This is a genomic window from Georgenia sp. Z1344, assembly GCF_049856295.1.
Taxonomy (GTDB): Bacteria; Actinomycetota; Actinomycetes; order Actinomycetales; family Actinomycetaceae; genus JB111.
The window spans coordinates 53217-73242 of sequence record NZ_JBNDMZ010000005.1; the positions used below are offsets into that span (position 1 = coordinate 53217).

The 20026-nt window shown below is 73.1% G+C and carries 18 protein-coding genes and 4 tRNA genes; 2 read left to right on the forward strand and 20 right to left on the reverse strand.

Annotation, left to right across the window (positions count from 1 at the left end; genetic code table 11):
• Positions 1–5 precede the first annotated feature (5 nt).
• The 17 genes from ACPYO6_RS06525 to thrS all read right to left on the reverse strand — a co-directional run bounded on the left by ACPYO6_RS06525 (position 6) and on the right by thrS (position 18581).
• Positions 6–2306: a RelA/SpoT family protein gene (locus tag ACPYO6_RS06525; protein ID WP_425714092.1), complete on the reverse strand. Its 2301-nt coding sequence runs from the start codon at positions 2304–2306 to the stop codon at positions 6–8.
• 145 nt (positions 2307–2451) lie between these two features.
• Complete coding sequence (locus ACPYO6_RS06530; protein WP_425714093.1) at positions 2452–3000, reverse strand: adenine phosphoribosyltransferase; 549 nt, start codon at positions 2998–3000, stop codon at positions 2452–2454.
• Positions 2997–4103 carry a protein translocase subunit SecF gene (gene secF / locus ACPYO6_RS06535; RefSeq protein WP_425714094.1) on the reverse strand — a complete coding sequence of 369 codons (1107 nt, stop codon included), beginning with the start codon at positions 4101–4103 and terminating at the stop codon, positions 2997–2999. The genes ACPYO6_RS06530 and secF overlap by 4 nt, the downstream gene beginning before the upstream one ends.
• Positions 4103–6157 (reverse strand): protein translocase subunit SecD, encoded by a 2055-nt coding sequence (gene secD / locus ACPYO6_RS06540; protein WP_425714095.1) that lies wholly within the window; start codon positions 6155–6157, stop codon positions 4103–4105. The genes secF and secD overlap by 1 nt, the downstream gene beginning before the upstream one ends.
• Positions 6158–6166: 9 nt before the next feature.
• Entirely contained in the window at positions 6167–6625 is a 459-nt protein-coding gene (yajC, locus tag ACPYO6_RS06545) for a preprotein translocase subunit YajC (protein ID WP_425714096.1), read from the reverse strand.
• Between the two features lie 166 nt (positions 6626–6791).
• Entirely contained in the window at positions 6792–7793 is a 1002-nt protein-coding gene (gene ruvB, locus ACPYO6_RS06550) for a Holliday junction branch migration DNA helicase RuvB (protein WP_425714236.1), read from the reverse strand.
• A 76-nt stretch (positions 7794–7869) separates the two neighbouring features.
• Positions 7870–8496: a Holliday junction branch migration protein RuvA gene (gene ruvA, locus ACPYO6_RS06555; protein ID WP_425714097.1), complete on the reverse strand. Its 627-nt coding sequence runs from the start codon at positions 8494–8496 to the stop codon at positions 7870–7872.
• A gap of 110 nt (positions 8497–8606) precedes the next feature.
• Positions 8607–9233 carry a crossover junction endodeoxyribonuclease RuvC gene (gene ruvC, locus ACPYO6_RS06560; protein WP_425714098.1) on the reverse strand — a complete coding sequence of 209 codons (627 nt, stop codon included), beginning with the start codon at positions 9231–9233 and terminating at the stop codon, positions 8607–8609.
• Positions 9234–9255: 22 nt separating this feature from the next.
• On the reverse strand, positions 9256–10011 hold the full coding sequence (locus ACPYO6_RS06565) for a TSUP family transporter (RefSeq protein WP_425714099.1): 756 nt from the start codon (positions 10009–10011) through the stop codon (positions 9256–9258).
• 98 nt (positions 10012–10109) lie between these two features.
• Complete coding sequence (locus ACPYO6_RS06570) at positions 10110–10871, reverse strand: YebC/PmpR family DNA-binding transcriptional regulator (protein ID WP_425714100.1); 762 nt, start codon at positions 10869–10871, stop codon at positions 10110–10112.
• Positions 10872–11076: 205 nt separating this feature from the next.
• Positions 11077–11649: an NUDIX hydrolase gene (locus ACPYO6_RS06575; protein WP_425714101.1), complete on the reverse strand. Its 573-nt coding sequence runs from the start codon at positions 11647–11649 to the stop codon at positions 11077–11079.
• Positions 11642–12787, reverse strand: coding sequence for a PrsW family intramembrane metalloprotease (locus tag ACPYO6_RS06580; protein ID WP_425714102.1), 1146 nt, complete (start codon positions 12785–12787; stop codon positions 11642–11644). Before ACPYO6_RS06580 ends, ACPYO6_RS06575 begins: the two co-directional genes overlap by 8 nt.
• A gap of 9 nt (positions 12788–12796) precedes the next feature.
• Entirely contained in the window at positions 12797–14113 is a 1317-nt protein-coding gene (locus tag ACPYO6_RS06585; RefSeq protein ID WP_425714103.1) for a glycosyltransferase family 4 protein, read from the reverse strand.
• Complete coding sequence (locus ACPYO6_RS06590; protein WP_425714104.1) at positions 14110–15207, reverse strand: phosphatidylinositol mannoside acyltransferase; 1098 nt, start codon at positions 15205–15207, stop codon at positions 14110–14112. The genes ACPYO6_RS06585 and ACPYO6_RS06590 overlap by 4 nt, the downstream gene beginning before the upstream one ends.
• Entirely contained in the window at positions 15204–15833 is a 630-nt protein-coding gene (gene pgsA, locus ACPYO6_RS06595) for a phosphatidylinositol phosphate synthase (RefSeq protein ID WP_425714105.1), read from the reverse strand. Before pgsA ends, ACPYO6_RS06590 begins: the two co-directional genes overlap by 4 nt.
• The gene (locus ACPYO6_RS06600; RefSeq protein ID WP_425714106.1) at positions 15833–16465 is read right to left on the reverse strand and encodes an HIT family protein; all 633 of its coding nucleotides are present in this window, start codon (positions 16463–16465) and stop codon (positions 15833–15835) included. Before ACPYO6_RS06600 ends, pgsA begins: the two co-directional genes overlap by 1 nt.
• Positions 16466–16472: 7 nt before the next feature.
• Positions 16473–18581, reverse strand: coding sequence for a threonine--tRNA ligase (gene thrS, locus ACPYO6_RS06605; protein WP_425714107.1), 2109 nt, complete (start codon positions 18579–18581; stop codon positions 16473–16475).
• 139 nt (positions 18582–18720) lie between these two features.
• On the opposite strand from thrS, the gene ACPYO6_RS06610 reads away from it, so the two are divergent.
• Positions 18721–19290, forward strand: a complete 570-nt coding sequence (locus ACPYO6_RS06610; RefSeq protein WP_425714108.1) for a hypothetical protein — start codon at positions 18721–18723, stop codon at positions 19288–19290.
• A gap of 167 nt (positions 19291–19457) precedes the next feature.
• Here ACPYO6_RS06610 and ACPYO6_RS06615 read toward each other — a convergent pair.
• The 3 genes from ACPYO6_RS06615 to ACPYO6_RS06625 all read right to left on the reverse strand — a co-directional run bounded on the left by ACPYO6_RS06615 (position 19458) and on the right by ACPYO6_RS06625 (position 19728).
• Positions 19458–19529 (reverse strand) — tRNA-Val (locus tag ACPYO6_RS06615).
• A gap of 1 nt (position 19530) precedes the next feature.
• Positions 19531–19601 (reverse strand) — tRNA-Cys (locus ACPYO6_RS06620).
• A 55-nt stretch (positions 19602–19656) separates the two neighbouring features.
• Positions 19657–19728 (reverse strand) — tRNA-Gly (locus tag ACPYO6_RS06625).
• 182 nt (positions 19729–19910) lie between these two features.
• On the opposite strand from ACPYO6_RS06625, the gene ACPYO6_RS06630 reads away from it, so the two are divergent.
• Positions 19911–19982 (forward strand) — tRNA-Val (locus tag ACPYO6_RS06630).
• Positions 19983–20026: the final 44 nt, after the last annotated feature.

Here is a 20026-nt window from a genome sequence, read left to right on the forward strand (position 1 = left end):
CCGGGTCAGGCGCGGCGGTTCTCGGGGCGTCGCCCCATCACGCGGTGCACGTCGAGCACGCCCTGGACCTGCCGGATCGCGGTGAGCACCGAGCCCAGGTGCGCCGTCTCGGCCATCTCGAAGACGAAGCGGCCGATCGCCACCCGCTCCCTCGTCGTCGAGATGGAGGCGGACAGGATGTTGACGTGGTTCTCCGAGAGGACCCGGGTGAGGTCCGAGAGCAGGCCGTGCCGGTCGAGCGCCTCGACCTGTACCTGGACGAGGAAGGTCGACTCGGGGCTCTCGACCCACTCGACGCCGACGAGCCGCTCCTGCTGGCCCCGCAGCTGGTCGACGTTCTGACACTCGGCGTGGTGCACGGAGACGCCCTGGGACCGGGTGATGAACCCGACGATCGGGTCGCCGGGCACGGGCGTGCAGCAGCGGGCGATCTTCACCCACACGTCCGCGCCGTCCATGCCGTCGACGGAGATGCCGGAGTCCCCGTTGCGGCGCACGGGCGTGCCGGTGCCGGGGATCGTGGCCTCGGCGAGCGTCTCCTCGGCGCCGTCGTCGCCGCCCATCGACTCCACGAGCTTGGCCACGACGTTCGCCGCCGACACGTGCCCCTCGCCGATCGCGGCGTACAGGGCGGAGACGTCCTGGTACCGCATCTCCACGGCGAGGGAGTGCACGGCCTCCGCGCTCATCAGCCGCTGGATCGGCATGTTCTGCTTGCGCATCGCCTTGGCGAGCGCGTTCTTGCCGCCCTCGACGGCCTCCTCGCGCCGCTCCTTGGTGAACCACTGCCGGATCTTGTTCTTCGCGCGCGGGCTCGCGACGAAGCTCAGCCAGTCCTGGGAGGGGCCGGCCTCGGGCGCCTTGGAGGTGATGACCTCGACCGTGTCCCCGTTGTCGAGCCGGCGGTCGAGCTGGACGAGCTTGCCGTTGACCTTGGCGCCGACGGTGCGGTGGCCGACCTCGGTGTGCACGGCGTAGGCGAAGTCGACGGCCGTGGAGTGCCCGGGCAGCGCGAGCACGTCCCCCTTCGGGGTGAAGACGTAGACCTGGGAGCCGGCCATCTCGTAGCGCAGCGAGTCGAGGAACTCGCCGGGGTCGGCGGTCTCCTTCTGCCAGTCGACGAGCTGTCGCAGCCAGCCCATCTCCCCGCCGGACGGCTCGGGCGCCTCCTTGCCCGCACGCGACCCCTCCTTGTACTTCCAGTGCGCGGCCACGCCGTACTCCGCGCGGCGGTGCATCGCGTGGGTGCGGATCTGGATCTCGACCGGCCGCCCTCCGGGGCCGAGCACGGTCGTGTGCAGCGACTGGTAGAGGTTGAACTTCGGCATCGCGATGTAGTCCTTGAACCGCCCGGGGATGGGGGTCCAGCGGGCGTGCACCGCGCCGAGCATCGTGTAGCAGTCGCCGACGGAGTCCACGAGCACCCGCACACCGACGAGGTCGAAGATGTCGTCGAAGTCGCGGCCGCGCACGATCATCTTCTGGTAGATCGAGTAGTGGTGCTTCGGCCGGCCGGTGACGACCGCCTTGAGCTTGTGCGTCTTGAGGTCCTGCTCGATCTGCGTGCGCACCTTGGCCAGGTACTCGTCGCGCGCCGGTGCGCGCTCGGCCACGAGGTGGTCGATCTCGTCGTACACCTTGGGGTACAGGGTGCGGAACGAGAGGTCCTCGAGCTCCCACTTGATGGTGTTGACGCCGAGCCGGTGCGCGAGCGGCGCGTAGATCTCCAGGGTCTCGCGGGCCTTGCGGCGGGCCGAGTCCTGCGAGACGTAGCGCCAGGTACGGGCGTTGTGCAGCCGGTCGGCGAGCTTGATGACGAGCACCCGGATGTCCTTGGCCATCGCCACGACCATCTTGCGCACGGTCTCGGCCTGGGCGGCCTCGCCGTAGTGGACCTTGTCGAGCTTCGTCACCCCGTCGACGAGGAGCGCGATCTCCTCGCCGAACTCCTTGCGCACCTGGTCGAGCGAGTAGTCCGTGTCCTCGACCGTGTCGTGCAGCAGGGCGGAGGCGAGCACGACGTCGGGCATCCCCAGCTCCGCGAGGATCGTCGTCACCGCCACCGGGTGCGTGATGTAGGGCTCGCCGGACTTGCGGGTCTGGCCCTCGTGCGCGCGCTCGGCGACCTCGTAGGCGCGCCTGACCAGCTGGACGTCGGACTTGGGGTGGTTCGCGCGCAGGGCGCCGATGACGGGCTCGATCGCCGCGGGGAACTGGTGGGAGCGCCCGCCCAGCCACACGAGGCGCGACCTGCCCCAGCCGGACGGCGAGGACGCCGCCGGCGGCCCCGTCCGCTCGATCGTCATCCCAGAATTCTAGTGCTCCCGCGGAGCACCGGTGGACCGGACCGCCCGGACGGCGAGCCAGAAGGACGTCGTTCCCCCGCCGGACGCACGTAACTCTCCAGGTCGGAAACGCCTCGACCGGTCGGGCGCACCCGGGAGCGCAGGGTCAGACGACGACGACCGAGTCGACCTGCCGACCCGCGAGCCGCTCCCGGCCGCCGAGCTCCGAGAGCTCGATGAGCATCCCGAGGGCCGCGACCTCGGCGCCCGCCTCCTCCATGAGACGGCAGGCGGCCTCGGCGGTGCCACCGGTCGCGAGGACGTCGTCGACGACGAGGACCCGCTGCCCCCGCGCCACGGTGGTCGGCCGGACCTCCATCCGGGCCTCGCCGTACTCGAGCGAGTAGTCGGCACCGATGACCTCGCCGGGGAGTCGCCCCGCCTTGCGGACGGTGATCATGCCGACCCCGAGCGCCACGGCCACGGGCGCACCGAGGATGAACCCGCGCGACTCGAGCCCGGCGACGGCGTCGACCCGCCCGCGGTAGGCCTCCGCGAACGCCTCGACGAGTGCGCCGAAGGCTGGCCCGTCGGCGAGCAGCGGCGTGATGTCGCGGAACAGCACCCCGGGCTTGGGGTAGTCGGGGACGAGGTCGATGTGGTGCTCGACGATCGCCGTGATCTCGGGACCGAACCCGCCGCGCCCGTTCGTCATCGCTTCTTCCTCTTCCTGCCGGTGGTCCCGGACGTCGCCGGGACGGTAGCACCGTCACCCGCGTCGTCACCGGAGTCTGCGCCGGTGGCCTCGTCGTCGGAGCCGTCGCCGTCGCGCGCGACCTCCGGGTGGGTGCCGTCACGCTCGAGGAGCACGTCCTCGGTGTGCTGGCGGTAGTCCCGGTCGAGCATCCGCAGGCTGACCTCGGCGGGCGCCGCGATGAAGACCGACGACACGGTCGAGAGCAGCATGCCGACGAAGAGCGCGAGGGCGATGTCCCGCAGCGTCCCGGCGCCGAGCAGCGCGACGCCGATGACGAGGATCGCCGCGACCGGCAGGAGGCCGGTGACCGAGGTGTTGATCGAGCGGACGAGCGTCTGGTTGACCGCGAGGTTCGAGCGTTCGGCGTAGGTGTCGCGCCCCTGCTCGAGCACCCCCTCCGTGTTCTCGCGGACCTTGTCGAAAACGACGACCGTGTCGTACAAGGAGTACCCGAGGATCGTGAGGAACCCGATGACCGTGGACGGGGTGACCTCGAACCCGATCGCGGCGTAGATGCCCACGGTGAGGACGACGTCGTGGAGGAGGGCGAGGATCGCCCCCGCCGCGAAGGTCCAGGCCCTGAAGTACAGGACCATCACCACCGAGACCGCCACGAGGAAGATGACCAGTGAGGTCAACGCCTGCCGGGTGACGTCCGCGCCCCAGGTGGGGCCGACGAAGGTCGCGGTGACGTCGTCGACCGGCACGTCGTACGCCTCGGCGAGCGCGGCACTGACCTCGCGGGTCTGCTCGTCGGACAGCTCCGCGGTCTGCACGCGCAAGGACGAGGATCCGACGGCGGCGACCCGCGGGGGCTCTCCCCCGGCGTCGGTGACCGCGTCGGTGGCCAGGGACTGGTCGAGGGTCTCCGCGCCGGAGACGGTGAACTGCGAGCCGCCGCGGAAGTCGATGCCCGGATTGATGCCGCGCACGAGCAGCACGCCCACGGACAGCAGGACGAGGAGCGCGGCAACGACGAACCACGTGCGCCGCCGGCCGACGATGTCGAAGGACCGCTTCCCCGTGTAGAGGTCGTTGCCCATCGTTGCGAGGGACGCCATCAGACCACCGCCCCGTCGTCACCGGACCCGCCGAGACCCGCGTACGGGTCGACCGATCTCTCCTTCTTGCGCTTCTCCCGCTCGGCGCGGCGCTCGGCGGCACGTCGTTCGGCGATGGTCGTGCCGGCCGCGGCGCCGACCGTCTCGCGGTCGCGCCCGGACGCGGTCGGCCCGTCGTCGTCGGGCTCGTCCGTGCCGCTCGTCCCCGGGCGGTCCCTCCCGCTCGTGCGGGAGCGGAACCGGCCGGCGCCCCGGTAGAGCGCCGGGTCCACGCCGAGCCGCTCCGGGGACAGTCCGGACAGCCGGTGCCCGTCCCGGAAGAACGGCATCCGCACGAGCACCTGCATCATCGGGTGCGTGAAGAGCACGACGACGAGGAGGTCGATGATCGTCGTCAGGCCGAGGGTGAACGCGAACCCGCGCACGCCGCCGACGGCGAGCAGGTAGAGCACGATCGCCGCGAGGAAGTTGACGGCGTCCGAGGCGATGATCGTCCGGCGCGCGCGCTTCCACCCGTGCTCCACGGCGGAGGCGAGCGTGCGGCCGTCCCGGATCTCGTCGCGGATCCGCTCGAAGTAGACGATGAACGAGTCCGCGGTCGTGCCGATCGAGATGATGAGTCCGGCGACGCCCGGCAGCGAGAGCCGGTAGTTGATCGTCCAGCTCAGCAGCGCGATGACGACGTAAACGATGACGGCGGCCACCGCGAGGCTCGCGACCGAGAGGAGGCCGAGGCCGCGGTACTGCCAGATCATGTAGGCGACGACGAGGACGAGGCCGATGAGCCCCGCCAGCGCGGCGTTCGTCAGCTGCTCCGAACCGAGCGTCGCGGAGATCTGCTCGGTCGACTGCACCTCGAACGTGATCGGGAGCGAGCCGAAGTTCAGCTGGTTCGCGAGCGCGTTCGCCTCCTCGTCGGTGAAGTCGCCCGTGATCTGGGCGCTGCCGTCGAGGATCGGGCTCGTGAAGCCGGCGTTGGAGATGACGACGCCGTCGAGGACGATGGCGAACTGGTCCTGCGGGGTGGGCAGGGTGGGCAGCCGCTGCGACACCTCGGCGAACACCTCGGTGGCCTCGGAGTTCAGCTCGAGGTTGACGGCCCACAGGCCCGTCGACATGCCCTGGCTGTTGGTCTGCATGCCGGAGCTGGCGCCGGTGAGCTGGGTGCCCTCGACCACGGCCGGGCCGAGGACGAACTTCTGCTGGCCCGAGGAGTCGCAGGCGACGACGGCGCTCTCGGAGTCGTCCGCCCAGCCGCCCGACTGGTTGGCCGGGAGGGTGCAGTCGAGCGCGTAGATGTCGTACATCACGCGCTCGGTGATCCACGCCTGGTCGGAGGTGTCCGCGGGCTCGGTGTCCGGCTCGGTCGACAGCTCGCCGTCGCCGTTCGCGTCGGCCGCGATGAAGGCTGCCCCACGGACCTCGTCGGGGATCTCGGCAGCACCGGGGCCGTCGGTGGGGGCGTTCTGGGCGGCCTCGAGCGCCCGCTCGGTCCCGGCTCCCGCCGAGGCGGACTCCGAGGGCGACTCGCTGCCGGACTCGGCCGCGCTCGGCGACTCGGCGCCGTCGCTTCCGCTCTCGGGCCCCTCGGTCGCGCTCTCCTCGGGCAGGAGCTGGGAGGGGTCGATCGTCGTCGGCCCCTGGAGGGCGAGCACCGGACGGAAGCGCAGCTGCGCGGACCGGCTGATGAGCTCGAGCGTCTCCTCCGAGGCCCGGCCGGGGATCCCGACCACGATGTTCTGGCCGCCTTGGCTCGAGATCTCGGCCTCCGCGACGCCAGAGCCGTCGACCCGGTTGCGGATGATCTCGATCGCCTGGACGACGTCCTCGTCGTCGATCGCGGACCCGTCGGTCGTCCGGGGCGTGAGGATGACCTGGGTGCCGCCCTCGAGGTCGAGCGCGAGGCGGGGCACCGGGGAGGCGCTCCCGGCGAGGTTGCCCGCCGCGAGCGTGCCGACGAGGGCGACGACGAGGACCAGCAGCCCGAGGAGGGTGCGGACGGGCCGGGGCGCGGCTGAGCGACGCGGCTCACGCCGCCTGAGGGACTCGGACACGGGGCTCGGTCAGGCGCGGTCGTCGCGGCCCGGGCGGCCGTCGTCGAACCAGTCGTTCTCCTGGTCGACCGCCGAGGTGTCGCCGCCGGCGGCCCCGCGGGCCTCCTCGATCGAGGTCTCCGGCGCGGAGCCGGCTGCACCGGTGCCGGTCGCGGACTCGTCGTCGAGGTCGTCGTGCGAACCGTCGACCCCGTTCGACATCAGTTCGTAGGGGGACTCGCTCGGCTGCGCGATGCCCGTGCGGTGGACGAGGTACTCGCTACCGTCGGGGTTGGACAGCGTGATGATGTCGCCGTTGACCTCGACGACCTGGTGGTAGGTGCGCGCGATCGTCTGCACCCAGCCCCCCGGGACGAGGGCCTCCTCCACCTTGGCCCGCTGGCGCTCCTGCGCCTTCTTCCCCTGGCGGCTCATGAACCAGAAGAGCAGGATCATGCCGGCGATGAGGATGATGAATGTGGGATCCACGCGAGAACCAATCAGATGAAGGGGCGAACCTGGACAGTCTAGGCCGTGGGCGCTCCTGCCGGGCCGAGGCCCGGCCGTGAAGGTTGTCTCCCGGTCGGCACCGAGGGCAGGCGGGCGCCGCTCAGGTAGGCCGCGCTCACGAGTGCCACGCTCAGAAGGGCAACGCTCAGGAGAACAGCGCGCCTTCCGCGGGCGGCTCGAACCCCAGGTGGGCGTACGCCGCGGCGGTCGCGGCGCGGCCGCGCGGCGTACGCACGACGAGCCCCTCGCGGACGAGGAACGGCTCGGCGACCGTCTCGACGGTCTCCGGCTCCTCCCCGACCGAGACCGCGAGCGTCGTCAGGCCCACGGGTCCCCCGCCGAACCGCGTGCACAGGGCGGTGAGGACGGAGCGGTCGAGACGGTCGAGGCCGAGGTCGTCGACCTCGAAGATGGCCAGCGCCGCCCGCGTCGCACCCAGGTCCGCGACGCCGGTGCCCCGCACCTGCGCGTAGTCCTGGACCCGCCGCAGGAGGCGGTTGGCGATCCGGGGCGTGCCCCGCGAGCGGGACGCGAGCTCGCTCGCAGCGTCCCGCGTCAGCTCGATGTCGAGCAGCGTGGCGGAGCGGGTGAGCACCTGGACGAGCTCGTCGGCGGTGTAGTGCTCGAGGTGCGCGGTGAAGCCGAACCGGTCGCGCAGCGGGGCGGGCAGCAGCCCGGCCCGCGTCGTCGCGCCCACGACCGTGAACCGCGGGAGCGTCAGCGGGATCGACGTGGCGCCGGGCCCCTTCCCCACGACGACGTCGATCCGGAAGTCCTCCATCGCGAGGTAGAGCATCTCCTCGGCCGGGCGCGCGAGCCGGTGGATCTCGTCGATGAAGAGCACGTCGTGCTCCTGGACGGCTGAGAGGATCGCGGCGAGGTCTCCCGCGTGGGTGATGGCGGGGCCGGAGGTCAGCCGGAGGGAGCCGGAGACCTCGTTGGCCACGATCATCGCGAGCGTCGTCTTGCCCAGCCCCGGTGGGCCCGACAGGAGGACGTGGTCGGGCGCGGCTCCGCGCGCGGTGGCGGCGGCGAGCACGAGCGCGAGCTGGTCCCGCACGACCCGCTGGCCGATGAAGTCCGCGAGCCGCCGCGGGCGCAGGGCGGCCTCGGCCGCACGCTCGACGTCGTCGGCCCCGGTCGTCATCGGGTCGTCGTCGCTCCGTCCGGTCGCTGCGGGGCCCACGCCCGGAGAGCCCGTCCCGCCCTCGGCGCCCGTTCCCTCAGCCACGGCGTCCTCCGCCGAGGTGGGTGAGGGCCGCGCGGAGCAGGCCGGGGACGTCGCCGTCCGCGGGAGCGTCCTCGGCCGCGAGCACCGCGTCGACCGCCCCCGTTGCCTGGGTGTCGCTCCAGCCGAGCGTCGTCAGCGCGGCGACGACCTCACCGACGTGCGCGTCCGGCTTCTCCGGCTCGGCGGTGGTCGCACCGGGGACGTCGAAGGCCTCCCCGGCCGGCCCGAGCCGGTCACCGATCTCGAGGACGATGCGCTGCGCGCCCTTCTTCCCGATGCCGGGCACCCGCTGGAGCGCCGTGAGGTCCTCGTCCGCGACCGCACGCCGCAGCTGGTCCGGGCTCAGCACCGCCGTCATCGCCAGCGCGAGCCGCGGCCCCACGCCGGACACGGTCTGCAGGGTCTCGAAGACGTCGCGCTCCTCCTCGTCGGCGAACCCGAACAGTGTGAGCGAGTCCTCGCGCACGACCAGCGAGGTCGCCACCCGGGCCTCCGCGCCCTCGCGCAGTCCCGCGAGGGTCCCGGGCGCGCACTGGACGCGCATCCCGACCCCGCCGACGACGATCTCGGCGTCCTGCAGCGAGACGCGACCCACCAGGCCGCGCAGCGATGAGATCACCGGTGGTGCACCTTCCTCGATCGACGTCCCCCGCCCGCGCATCGGTCGGCGGTCCCGGGGTGCACCGGGCGCCCGACGGCGCACCCGTGCCAGAACATGTGTTCGACACCCTACCGTCGTTGGGCGACGGCACCCGCCCGACGCGCCAGGCGCTCGGCGTCGGCCCAGGCGCGCTGCGCGGGCGTGAGCCCGGCGCCCGCGGCGTCTGGCAGCATGCCGGCCCCGCCATGCTGGGCGGTGGCGGTCCCCCGGCCCGGGACCGTCGCCCCGCCGCGCCACGCGTGACAGATGGCGAGCGCGAGCGCGTCGGCGGCGTCCGCAGGCCGTGGAGCCGCCTCGAGGCGGAGGATCCGGCGCACCATCTCCTGGACCTGCTTCTTTCCCGCGCGACCGTCCCCGGTCACGGCCGCCTTGACCTCGCTCGGCGTGTGCAGGGCGAGGGCGGTTCCGGCACGCGCGGCCCCGAGCATCGCCACGCCGGCGACCTGCGAGGTTCCCGTGACGGAGCGGACGTTGGCCTGGGCGAACACGCGCTCGACCGCCACGACGTCGGGCCGGTGCTCCGCGAGCACGGCGTCCAGTCGGTCGGCGACCGCGAGGAGGCGGAGGTGCGGGTCCTCGTCCGCCGGGGTGCGCACGACCTCGACGTGCAGGAGCTCGACCTCGCGCCCCCCGCCGCGCTCGACGAGGCCGAGGCCGCAGCGTGTGAGGCCGGGGTCGACTCCGAGGATGCGCACGTCCCCACTCTCGCACCCCGTCTCAGACGAGGCGGACAATCCCCCGCGCCAGCGTGGCGAGGGCCCCGGCCCAGGCGACCGCCAGTGTCAGCGTCCGGGCCCGCCCGGCCGGCACGCGCGCCGCGAGCTTCCCTGCCGCCGGGACCACCGCGATCACGGTGGCGGCGAGCAGGGCGACGACCCACCACGGCGGGAGCTCGGACGCGGGGGCGCCGAGGAGGAGCTTGAGCGTGACGGACAGGGCGCCCATCGTGAAGAACGTCGGCTGCATCGACGCGGCGAACGAGGTCTGGGACCACCGGGAGAGCCGGGAGTACATCACCATCGCCGGGCCGGCGACCCCGGCCGTCGTGTTGAAGAACCCGCCGATCGCGCCCGCCACCCCGGCGGCGAACGGTCCCCGCACGGGCGGGAGCCGGTCGAGCGCCGAGGCGAGGACGGTGCCGAGCAGGCCGAGCACGAGGATCGAGCCGACGGAGATCTCGAGCCAGGCCAGCGGCAGCTCGCGCACGACGATCGCCGCCGGGACCGCACCGATGACCGCGCACGGCAGCAGGACGCGCAGCCGCCGCCAGTCGAACCCGGTGCGCATGGCGCGCCAGATGACGAGGGCGGAGACGGTGGTGGTCGCGTTGGTCAGCCACACGCCGGCGACCGGCCCGATGAGGAGCGCGAGGACGGGCGCCACCACGAGGCCGACCCCCATCCCGGACACGCGCTGGAGCGTGGCGCCGATCGCCACGGCGAGCACCGCGACGACGATCTCGAGCGGGCTCATCGGCCGCGCGCGTCCCGGCCGCGCGCGTCCCGGTCGCGCACGTCCCGGTCGCAGGACCAGCCCGGAGCCGGCGCGACCTCCGACGTGCCGCGGACGGCTCAGTCCTCCGTGTCGAGCTCGGCGAGCACCTCGTCGGGGATGTCGACGTTGGAGCTGACGTTCTGCACGTCGTCGAGGTCGTCGAGCGCGTCGATCAGCCGCATGACCTTCTGCGCGCCCTCGGCGTCGACCGTGACCTCCATCGACGGGACGAACTGCGACTCGGCCGAGTCGTAGTCGAGGCCCGCGTCGACGAGGGCGGTCCGCACGGCGACGACGTCCGTCGCCTCGGAGAGGATCTCGAAGCTCTCGCCCTGGTCGGTGACCTCCTCCGCCCCCGCGTCGAGCACGGCCGCGAGGACGTCGTCCTCGGTCACGCCCTCGGCCTTGGGCACGACGACGACGCCGCGCCGGTTGAACAGGTACGCGACCGAGCCCGGGTCGGCGAGGTTGCCGCCGTTGCGGGTGAAGGCGACGCGGACGTCCGAGGCCGCGCGGTTCTTGTTGTCCGTCAGGCACTCGACGAGCAGGGCCACTCCGCCGGGTGCGTAGCCCTCGTACATGATCGTCTCGTAGTCGGCGCCGCCCGCGAGCTCGCCGGAGCCGCGCTTGACGGCGTTGGTGATGTTGTCCCCGGGGACGGAGTTCTTCTTCGCCTTCTGGATCGCGTCGAACAGCGTGGGGTTGCCGGCCGGGTCACCGCCACCCGTGCGGGCGGCCACCTCGATGTTCTTGATGAGGCGCGCGAAGAGCTTGCCGCGCTTGGCGTCGATCGCGGCCTTCTTGTGCTTGGTCGTCGCCCACTTGGAGTGTCCCGACATCGTGTCTCCCTCGCTCGGCTCTCGCTGCTGGTCCGCGGCCGGTGAGCTGTCGTCACCGAGCGTCGTCGGCGCCTGGTCCGTCGGGCATCGTACCTGGCACCCGACGCCGGTCCGCCGCGCGGCGGCGCGCGGTCCGGGGCACCGTCCGTCGTGCGTGCCAGCCGTCCACGTCACCGGGACGCGGCCGTCAGTGAGTCCTGGTCGCTCAGTCGTCCTGGACGAGGTGCGGCTGCGACCCGTCCCAGCCCGAGGCCACGCGGCGGTGGAGGTCGGGGAGCTCGCTCGGGTAGACGGTGGCGCCGCCGGCCACGAGAGCGTCGAGCTCGTCGGGGCTGAACCAGCGCATCTGGTCGAGGACGTCGCGCTCGAGCTCGGTCCAGCCGGCCTCGTCCGTGCCCGGTCGCCGGCCCGGGACGCGTGCGACGAAGAAGACCTCGTCCTGGCGCACGGTGCGGCGCACGAACCGGAACGTCGCGCTCCTCGTGGCCACCGGGCCGAGCAGGTCCTCGGCCGCCACCGTCAGGCCCGACTCCTCGCGCACCTCGCGGACGGCAGCCGTGCGGTCGTCCTCGCCGGTCGCGATTCCGCCGCCGACGGTGAACCACCAGCGGTGGTCGTCGTCGTCGCCGTCGTGCCCCTCGACCAGCAGGAGCGCGCCGTCGTCGTCGAGCAGGAGGACCCGGGCACCGCGCCGGAACGGGATGCCGTCGGGACCCGGCACCCACTCCTCACCGAGGTCGGCCGGGGGGAGGTCGGCGGCAGGCTCGTGATCAGCCACGGAGGAACACCGCCCGGTCGGCCACGGCGCGCCGGAGGAGGGCGGACTCCTTGGCCTGGTGGTCGCGCCCCTGGCGTCCGGCGCGCGCACGGCGTCGGCCCAGCGCCAGCTCCACGGCGGCCTGCTGGAAGTCGATCATCGCGCTGCGCTGGGGGTTCCCCCGTCCGCCCGCCCAGCGCACGGCGTTCTTCCGGGCCCCGGTGGACGTGAGCATCTGGACCTCGAACGGGGCGAACCACCCGGCGGCGGCGTAGTCGCGCAGCCCGGACTCGATCGCGCGTCGCTCCCGGTGACGCAGCCACAGCACGAGGGCGATGAATGCGCCGAAGAGGGGGATCTGGAACGAGACGAACACCTGGAAGAAGGAACCGCTCACCGAGGTGTAGTTCCACAACCCGTGCAGCACCACCGACGCGATCCAGCCCGGAATCACGAGCAGCCAGCGCCCGGGCCGGTCGGACTGCGAGGCGATGCCGAGCGCGAGGCCCATGCACACGGTGAACATCGGGTGGGCGAACGGGGTCATCAGCCCGCGCTGGACGAAGACCGCGGTGATCGAGTCCCAGTAGGTGAGGAAGGACTGGATGTTCTCCACGGCGGCGAATCCTGAGCCGACGGCGAGCGAGTAGACGACGCCGTCGACGAGTCCGTGGAACTGGCCGCGCCCGAGGAGCACGACGACGACGAGCCCGAGACCCTTCATCGACTCCTCGGTGAGCGGGGCGCTGACGACGGCCGTGAGGGCCGCCGCACGCTCGAGGCCCTGGTCCTCGGCGACGACCACCTGGAACAGCGAGTTGCCGGTCGCTGCGACCGCGGTGGCGACGCCTGCGCCCCAGGCCACGGCGACGATGAGGAGACCGCGCGGCTCCGGCTCCCACGCGTCGATCCACCGCACGAGGAGGAGGATCGCGACGAACGGGACGATCGCGAGGGCGACGGCCACGAGGATCTGGCCGGGACCCGAGGCGCCGCCGACGAGGCGCGGCAGGATCCACGCCAGTCCCCCGACGGCGATCGCGACGGCGACGATCTCGGTGACGGTGAAGGCGCGGGAGCGGCGACGCGGGACGGGCCAGGCGGCGGGTGGCGGACCGTAGGACCCGGGACCTGGCGCGATGCCCATGTGCTGACTCACCGGGACACCCTACGAGGGACCCGGGTCTCCGTCCGACGACCGGGGCGGGGAGGTCTCGCCGGGGGTGCCCACGACCCGGCGGTAGACCTCCTCGACGCGGGCGGCGACGACGGACCAGTCGTACCGTTCGACCGCCCGGGCGGCCCGGGCGGCGCGCTCGAGGGCCGCGGTGCGCTCCGACAACGCCTCGCCGACGCGGTCGGCGAGATCGGCCGGGTCGTCGCGGCGGGCGAGGAGCCCGAGCGGGGCGGGGTGCGCCCCGAGGATCGCCGTGAAGGCCGGCAGGTCCGTGGCGACGACGGGTGCCCTGGCCGCCATCGCCTCGAGCAGGACGATCCCGAAGCTCTCGCCCCCGGTGTGCGGGGCGACGAACACGTCGGCGCCCCGCAGGAGCCGGACCTTCTCGTCCTCGCTCACGCGGCCCCGGACGTCGACGCGCGCGGCGGCGGCCGTTCCGGCGGTGTCGGCCGTGCCGGTGGTGCCGGTCGTGCCGTCGCCGCCGTGCCCCGGGTCGAGGCGACTGGCCAACGCCTCGACGGCCCGGTCGCCGCCTGGGCCCGCGACGACGAGGGTGGCCCCCGGGTGGGCGGCCAGGATCCGCGGCCACGCCTCGGCGAGGACGCGGAACCCCTTGCGCGGCTCGCCCGCGCGGCCGAGGAAGAGCACGCGCGGACCGCGGACCGGCGCGTCGCCGTAGGACGGGGCGCCACCCCCGTCCGGGGCGGGACGCGGATGCGGATGCGGATGCGGATGCGAAACTGCACGACGCTCGTCGTCGTTGCCCCCGGCGCCCGGCCGGAACGCGGCGACGTCGAGGCCGTTGGGCACGACCTCGCACTCCGCCCCCAGCCAACGGCTCTGGGTCCGGGCGGCCTCCTCGGACACGGCGATCCGGGCGGCGATCCCGCGCAGGTGCCGGCGCTGGAGAGCGGCCAGCGGCCCGAGGCGGTCGACGCTGTCGATCGCGGCGTGGAACGTGGCGACGACCGGGATCCCCTCGGCCCGGGCCGCGCGCAGGGCGAAGGCCGACGCCGAGGGGACGGTCGGCTCGTGGACGTGGAGCACGTCGAGCCCGCTCTCCCGCACCCAGCGGCGGGCGCGCCGCGCGGCGGCCGGGTGCGGGGCCACATTCGCCACGGAGCCGTTGAAGCGGACCGGCAGCGACCGGCCGGCGACCTGCTCGTCCGTGCCTCGCGGCCGGCGACCCGGCGCGAAGGTGACGACCTCGTGGCCGCGGGAGCGCAGCGCGGCGGCGAGCTGGCGGACGTGCACGTCGACCCCGCCGGGGTGCGCGACGTCGTACGGGTGCGCGATGCCGATCCTCACGCGAGACCGCCGGCGGCCCGTGCCTCCCGCGCGCGTCCGGCGGCGAGCCGTTCGGCGTCGAGGTCCTCGACGAAGACCCGCTGGAGCATGTGCCACTGCTCGGGGTGCCGGAGCAGGAACGGCTCCGCCACCTCGACCCACGCGCGGGTCAGCGCGACGACGTCGGCGCGGTCGACGGGCCTGGTCGGCGAGGAGCCGGCGGCCGCCTCCTCGGCGTGTCCGGGCGTCCGCACCGCGGCGGCGGTGCCCGGCCGCGTGCCCGCTCCGCCGCCGGCACCGGAACAGGCCGCGGACCGCCCGGGGGCGATCCCCGGCACCTCGACCGGAGCGCTGAACTCGGTGACGATCCCCCACCGCGAGCCGGCGCGCCGCGCCCGCTCGCCGTCGAGCCGCTCGTGACGGATGGTGATGACGACGAGCGGGGCGTCGAGCGCGAGGGCCAGGGCCGCGGGACCGGCGGCGACGAGGACGGGCCGCCCGGCCACCTCGGCCTCGACGCCCGTGCGGCCGAGGTCCCGGTCGGCGAGCAACGGGACCAGGTGGGGCCGGGTCGGCGCCAGCTCGGTGAGCCGGGGCAGGACCGGTGACCCGTCATCGACGACGATCGTCATGCCGAGCTCGGTGCGCAGGCGGACGAACTGCTCGTGCAGGGCGTCGGGCTGCAGCCGCTCGGCGACGGTGAGCACCGGCGCCATCGCGAGGCAGGACCAGGCGCCGGCGAGGTCCCAGTTGCCCGCGTGCAGAAGGGCGGCGACGACCGGTCGGCCGGCGTCGAAGGTCGGCTGGACGTTCTCCCGGTGGACCGCGCGGAACCGGGCGAGGACCTGCTCGTCGGTCAGTCGGCCGAGCGTGAGTGCCTCGGCGAAGTAACGCAGGTACCCGCGCATGTTGGCCCGGACGGCGCGGCGGAGCTGGGGCGGGGTGAGGTCGGGGCGCAGGCGCGCGGTGTGGGCGGCGATGCGGCGCGTGCGCTCCGACGGCAGGGAGCCGGCAAGGCTGCCCGCGGCGCCGACGATCCGGTCGACGACCGGTTCCGGCGTGCGCGCCACCAGCCGCGCGGCCGCGGGGAGCAGCCGGATGGGGTCGAGGCTCACGAGGCCTCCGTGGACCGACGGGCCTGCGCGCGCACCTGGGCGACCCGCTGCCCGGCGGTGACGAGGGACGCCAGCGCCGTCAGTGCGAGGACCGTCGTCAGGACCCAGGCGGGCGCACCGAGCCCGTGCACGAGGACGCCGGCGAGGACGAGCACGAGCCGGTCGGCGCGCTCGGCGAGCCCGCCGCCCACCGCGAAGCCCTCGGCCTCGCCCCGGGCCTTCGTGTACGGCACGAGCTGGTCGGCGACGAGAGCGGCGAGCGCGGCGACCACCAGGGCGTCGCCCTGCTCGCCGGGGACGTGCCGGAGCGCGTAGACCACGATCGACCCGAGCAGCACGCCGTCGACGAGCCGGTCGGTCGTCGCGTCGACGAACGCGCCGAAGGGCGACACGGTCCCCGTGGCGCGCGCGACCTGGCCGTCGAGGGAGTCGACGAGCACGACGACGCCGAGCACGAGCGCGCCGATCCACAGGTGGCCGGTCGGGATGAGCGCGAGGGTGATCGCGACGGTCAGCGCCCCGCCGGTCACGGTGACGGCCGTGGCCGGTACCCGGCGACGCACGAGCGCCCGGGTGACCGGAGCCAGCATCGCCTCCGTGATCCCACGGCCGCTCGAGGACAGCATCAGGGCCTCGGTCCTGATCGAGGCGGATCGGCGGACGTCCGCGGGTCGTCGTCGGGCTGTTCGTCGTCGTACGCCTCGTCGTCCCAGGCGTCCGCGAGCAGGGTGCGGGTCTCGGACAGCAGCTGGGGCACGGCCTTGGTGCGGGCGACGATCGGCAGGAAGTTGGCGTCGCCGGCCCACCGGGGCACCACGTGCTGGTGGATGTGCGCGGCGATGCCCGCCCCCGCGACCGCGCCCTGGTTCATCCCGAGGTTGAAGCCGGCCGGCGAGGACACGCCGCGTACGACCCGCATCGCGCGCGCCGAGAGTCGGCCGATCTCGTCCCGCTCGGCGACCGTGAGGTCGGTGAGGTCGGCGACGTGCCGGTAGGTGCACACGAGCAGGTGGCCGGGGTTGTACGGGAAGAGGTTGAGCACGACGTACGCGTGCTCGCCCCGGTGGACGACGAGCCCGTCGGCGTCGTCGCGGGTGGGTGTCGCGCAGAACGGGCACGCCGCCGACTCCCCGGTGCGCGGACGCACGTCACCGCCGGTGTCGCCGACGTAGACCATCCGGTGCGGCGTCCACAGCCGCTGGAGGGCGTCGGGCACGCCGGGCTGGTCCAGCGGGTCCTCGACCTGGTCGGCGCTCACGATCGGCTCAGGCTCCCGCCGGGGCCCCGGCGTCGGCGGAGGCGTCCTCCGAGGCGTCCTGCGGTGCCGCCGGGTCGGCGTTCACGCGAGAGCGGATGTGGGCGACGATCTCGGCCACGGCCTCGTCGACGGGGACCTGGTTGCGCTGGCTGCCGTCGCGGTAGCGGAAGGAGACCGCCCCGGCCTCCTCGTCCTCGCCGCCGGCGATGAGGACGAACGGGGCCTTGACCTTGGCGGCGTTGCGGATCTTCTTGCCGAACCGGTCGTCGGACAGGTCGAGGTCGACCCGGACCCCCTCGGCGCGGAGCTTGTCCGCCACCGAGGACAGGTGCCCCTCGAAGGCCTCCGCCACGGGGATGCCGAGGACCTGGACCGGGGAGAGCCAGGCCGGGAAGGCGCCGGCGTAGTGCTCGAGCAGGACACCGAAGAACCGCTCGATCGAGCCGAACAGGGCGCGGTGGATCATCACCGGGCGCTGCCGCGAGCCGTCGCCGGCCGTGTACTCGAGCTCGAACAGCTCGGGCTCGAAGAAGTCGAGCTGAATGGTGGACAGCTGCCAGGTGCGGCCGATCGCGTCCTTGGCCTGGACCGAGATCTTCGGGCCGTAGAACGCGGCGCCGCCCGGGTCGTCGACGAGCTGGAGACCGGACTCGGTCGCGACCTCGGCGAGCGTGCGGGTCGCGTCCTCCCAGGTCTGCTCGTCGCCGACCGACTTCTCCGGGTTGCGGGTCGAGAGCTCGAGGTAGAAGTCGTCGAGCCCGTAGTCCTTCAGCAGGTCGAGGACGAAGGTGAGCAGACCGGACAGCTCCTCCTTCATCTGCTCGCGCGTGGTGTAGATGTGCGCGTCGTCCTGGGTGAAGCCGCGCGCCCGGGTGAGGCCGTGGACCACGCCGGACTTCTCGTACCGGTACACGTGCCCGAACTCGAACAGCCGCATGGGCAGCTCGCGGTACGAGCGGCCGCGCGAGCGGTAGACGAGGTTGTGCATCGGGCAGTTCATCGGCTTGAGGTAGTAGTCCTGGCCCTGCTTGGTCACCTGACCGTCGGCGCCGACCTCCTCGTCGATGTGCATCGGCGGGTACATGCCGTCGGCGTACCACTCAAGGTGCTTGGAGGTCTCGAAGAGGTTCTTCTTCGTGATGTGCGGGGTCTGGACGAACGAGTAGCCGGCCTCGACGTGGCGGCGGCGCGAGTACTCCTCCATCTCCATGCGGATCATCGCGCCCTTGGGGTGGAACACCGGCAGGCCGGACCCGATCTCGTCCGGGAAGGAGAACAGGTCGAGCTCGGAGCCGAGCCGGCGGTGGTCGCGACGCTCCGCCTCGGCGAGCCGGTCGAGGTAGGCGGTGAGCTCGGGCTTCGTCGGCCACGCGGTGCCGTAGATGCGCTGGAGCTGCGGGTTCTTCTCCGAGCCGCGCCAGTACGCGGCGGCCGAGCGCATGAGCTTGAAGCCGTTGCCGATGAGCTTCGTGCTCGGCAGGTGCGGGCCCCGGCACAGGTCGCCCCAGGCCACCTCTCCCCCGCGGCGCACGTTGTCGTAGATCGTCAGCTCGGCGCCGCCGACCTCGACGCTCGCGCCCTCGGCCACCTGGGTGCCGTCCTCGGCGGCCCCGCCCGAGCCGGGTCCGCCGGCGAGCGCGACGAGTTCGAGCTTGTACGGCTCCCCGGCCAGCTCGGCGTTCGCCTCGTCGAGGGTGACGACGCGCCGGACGAAGCTCTGCCCCTCCTTGACGATGCGCCCCATCACCTTCTCGAGCTCCTTGAGCTGCTCGGGCGTGAAGGGCTCGTCGACGTCGAAGTCGTAGTAGAAGCCGTCCGTGATCGGCGGGCCCACGCCGAGGCGGGCCGCCGGGTTGACCTGCTGGACCGCCTGGGCGAGCACGTGGGCCGCGGAGTGCCGCAGGATCGAGAGTCCGTCCGGGCTGTCGATCGTCACGCCCTCGACGACGGCGCCGTCCGGCAGCGTCCCGAGGTCGGTGGCGAGGTCGCGCAGCTCCCCGTCCACCCGCAGGGCGACGACGTCGCGACGGTCCGCGAAGTGGTCGGCACCCGTCGTCCCCGTGGTCACCTCGAGCAGCTCGTCGTCGAGGCGGACGGACACGGGCGCTGCAGACATGCGGGGCTCCTAGGAACGGGGACGGGTGCCGTCCCATGCTACCGACGCCCGGGGAGCAGTACCCGTGCATATCGCCCGCGCGAGCCGGTGAACTCGGGGGACGATCGGGGCGGCAGGGACACGACGAACGGGGAGCTGGATGACGACGCGACCGGCGAGGGCCACGACGACGGACGGGCGGCCACTCCGCACGAGGCTCGCGACGCTCGGCGTCGTCGGGGCCGTGCTCGTGCTCGCAGCATGCGGCGACGACGTCGCGGACCCCACCGGGACCGCGTCGACGGAGCCCGAGAGCCTGACCTCGGTCGGGACCGGCGTCGGCGGCTGGAGCGAGGAGCCCGACCCGATCGGCGACGTCCCCGTCGACGAGATCACCGCCCTCATCCGGACCCAGGACGAGTACGACGCATGGCTCGACGGCCTCCCGTCCCCCGAGATCGAGACCGAGACCCTGACCGCGGACGTCGACTTCGACACCTCCGTCGTCCTCACCTACGCCCAGCCGATCTGCGACGAGTCCCTCCGCGTGGTCACCGACGGGACGGGAGCGATCGCCGGCCACGCCGTCGCACCCACGGAGCCGGACGAGCAGTTCGAGTGCGAGATGAACTGGCTGCGGATCATCGTCCGCGAGATCACGCTCGACGAGCTCGGGGTCGACTCCGCCGACGACGTGCGGTACGACCCGTCGATCCTCGAGGACTCCTGACGGCCCACGGGGCCGTCGCTCGAGGCCTCCAGACGGCCTACGGGGCCGTCGTCGGGGCGCCACGGGCGCAGGGTGACGATCGTCATGCGGCTCCCTCAACGGCATCTGAGGGGCACTCGGCGGGGAACAGCGAAGCCCCCGACCTGCTGGTCGGGGGCTTCGTCCGGTGGGCGATACTGGGATCGAACCAGTGACCTCTTCCGTGTCAGGGAAGCGCGCTACCGCTGCGCCAATCGCCCGAGGTGGCGACGGGATTCGAACCCGTGTGTACGGCTTTGCAGGCCGCTGCCTCGCCTCTCGGCCACGCCACCATGAGGTCCATGCCCCCTCTCGGGGACATGCTCCCACGTGGTGGTGGGACCTCCGAGCGGATGACGGGATTCGAACCCGCGACCCTCACCTTGGCAAGGTGATGCTCTACCCCTGAGCCACATCCGCATCGCACCAGGGCCGCGTGGCAGCCCCTCGTGCGACCAGAACTTTAACCATCGGTCCCGGCAAAACTCAAACCAACCGGGCCTGTCTGGAGGGTGAACGCTGTCACGTCCGTCGAGGTCGTGATCAGGGCCGTCGATCGGATAGAGTTGACGACCGTCCCCGTCGCGCGAGCGGCAGGGCGCGGGCGATTGGCTCAGTGGTAGAGCGCCTCGTTCACACCGAGGAGGTCACTGGTTCGAACCCAGTATCGCCCACCCGTAGGACACGGCCCCTGATCAGCGGACACGCTGCTCAGGGG

Excerpts from the sequence above, each read along its gene's own strand:
- ACPYO6_RS06530 (WP_425714093.1), bottom strand. The coding sequence starts at position 3,000 with ATGACGAACGGGCGCGGCGGGTTCGGTCCCGAGATCACGGCGATCGTC.
- ACPYO6_RS06525 (WP_425714092.1), bottom strand. The coding sequence starts at position 2,306 with ATGACGATCGAGCGGACGGGGCCGCCGGCGGCGTCCTCGCCGTCCGGC.
- pgsA (WP_425714105.1), bottom strand. The coding sequence starts at position 15,833 with ATGCTGTCCTCGAGCGGCCGTGGGATCACGGAGGCGATGCTGGCTCCG.
- ACPYO6_RS06570 (WP_425714100.1), bottom strand. The coding sequence starts at position 10,871 with ATGTCGGGACACTCCAAGTGGGCGACGACCAAGCACAAGAAGGCCGCG.
- secF (WP_425714094.1), bottom strand. The coding sequence starts at position 4,103 with ATGGCGTCCCTCGCAACGATGGGCAACGACCTCTACACGGGGAAGCGG.
- ruvB (WP_425714236.1), bottom strand. The coding sequence starts at position 7,793 with ATGACGACCGGGGCCGACGACGTCGAGCGTGCGGCCGAGGCCGCCCTG.
- ACPYO6_RS06610 (WP_425714108.1), top strand. The coding sequence starts at position 18,721 with ATGACGACGCGACCGGCGAGGGCCACGACGACGGACGGGCGGCCACTC.
- ACPYO6_RS06565 (WP_425714099.1), bottom strand. The coding sequence starts at position 10,011 with ATGAGCCCGCTCGAGATCGTCGTCGCGGTGCTCGCCGTGGCGATCGGC.
- thrS (WP_425714107.1), bottom strand. The coding sequence starts at position 18,581 with ATGTCTGCAGCGCCCGTGTCCGTCCGCCTCGACGACGAGCTGCTCGAG.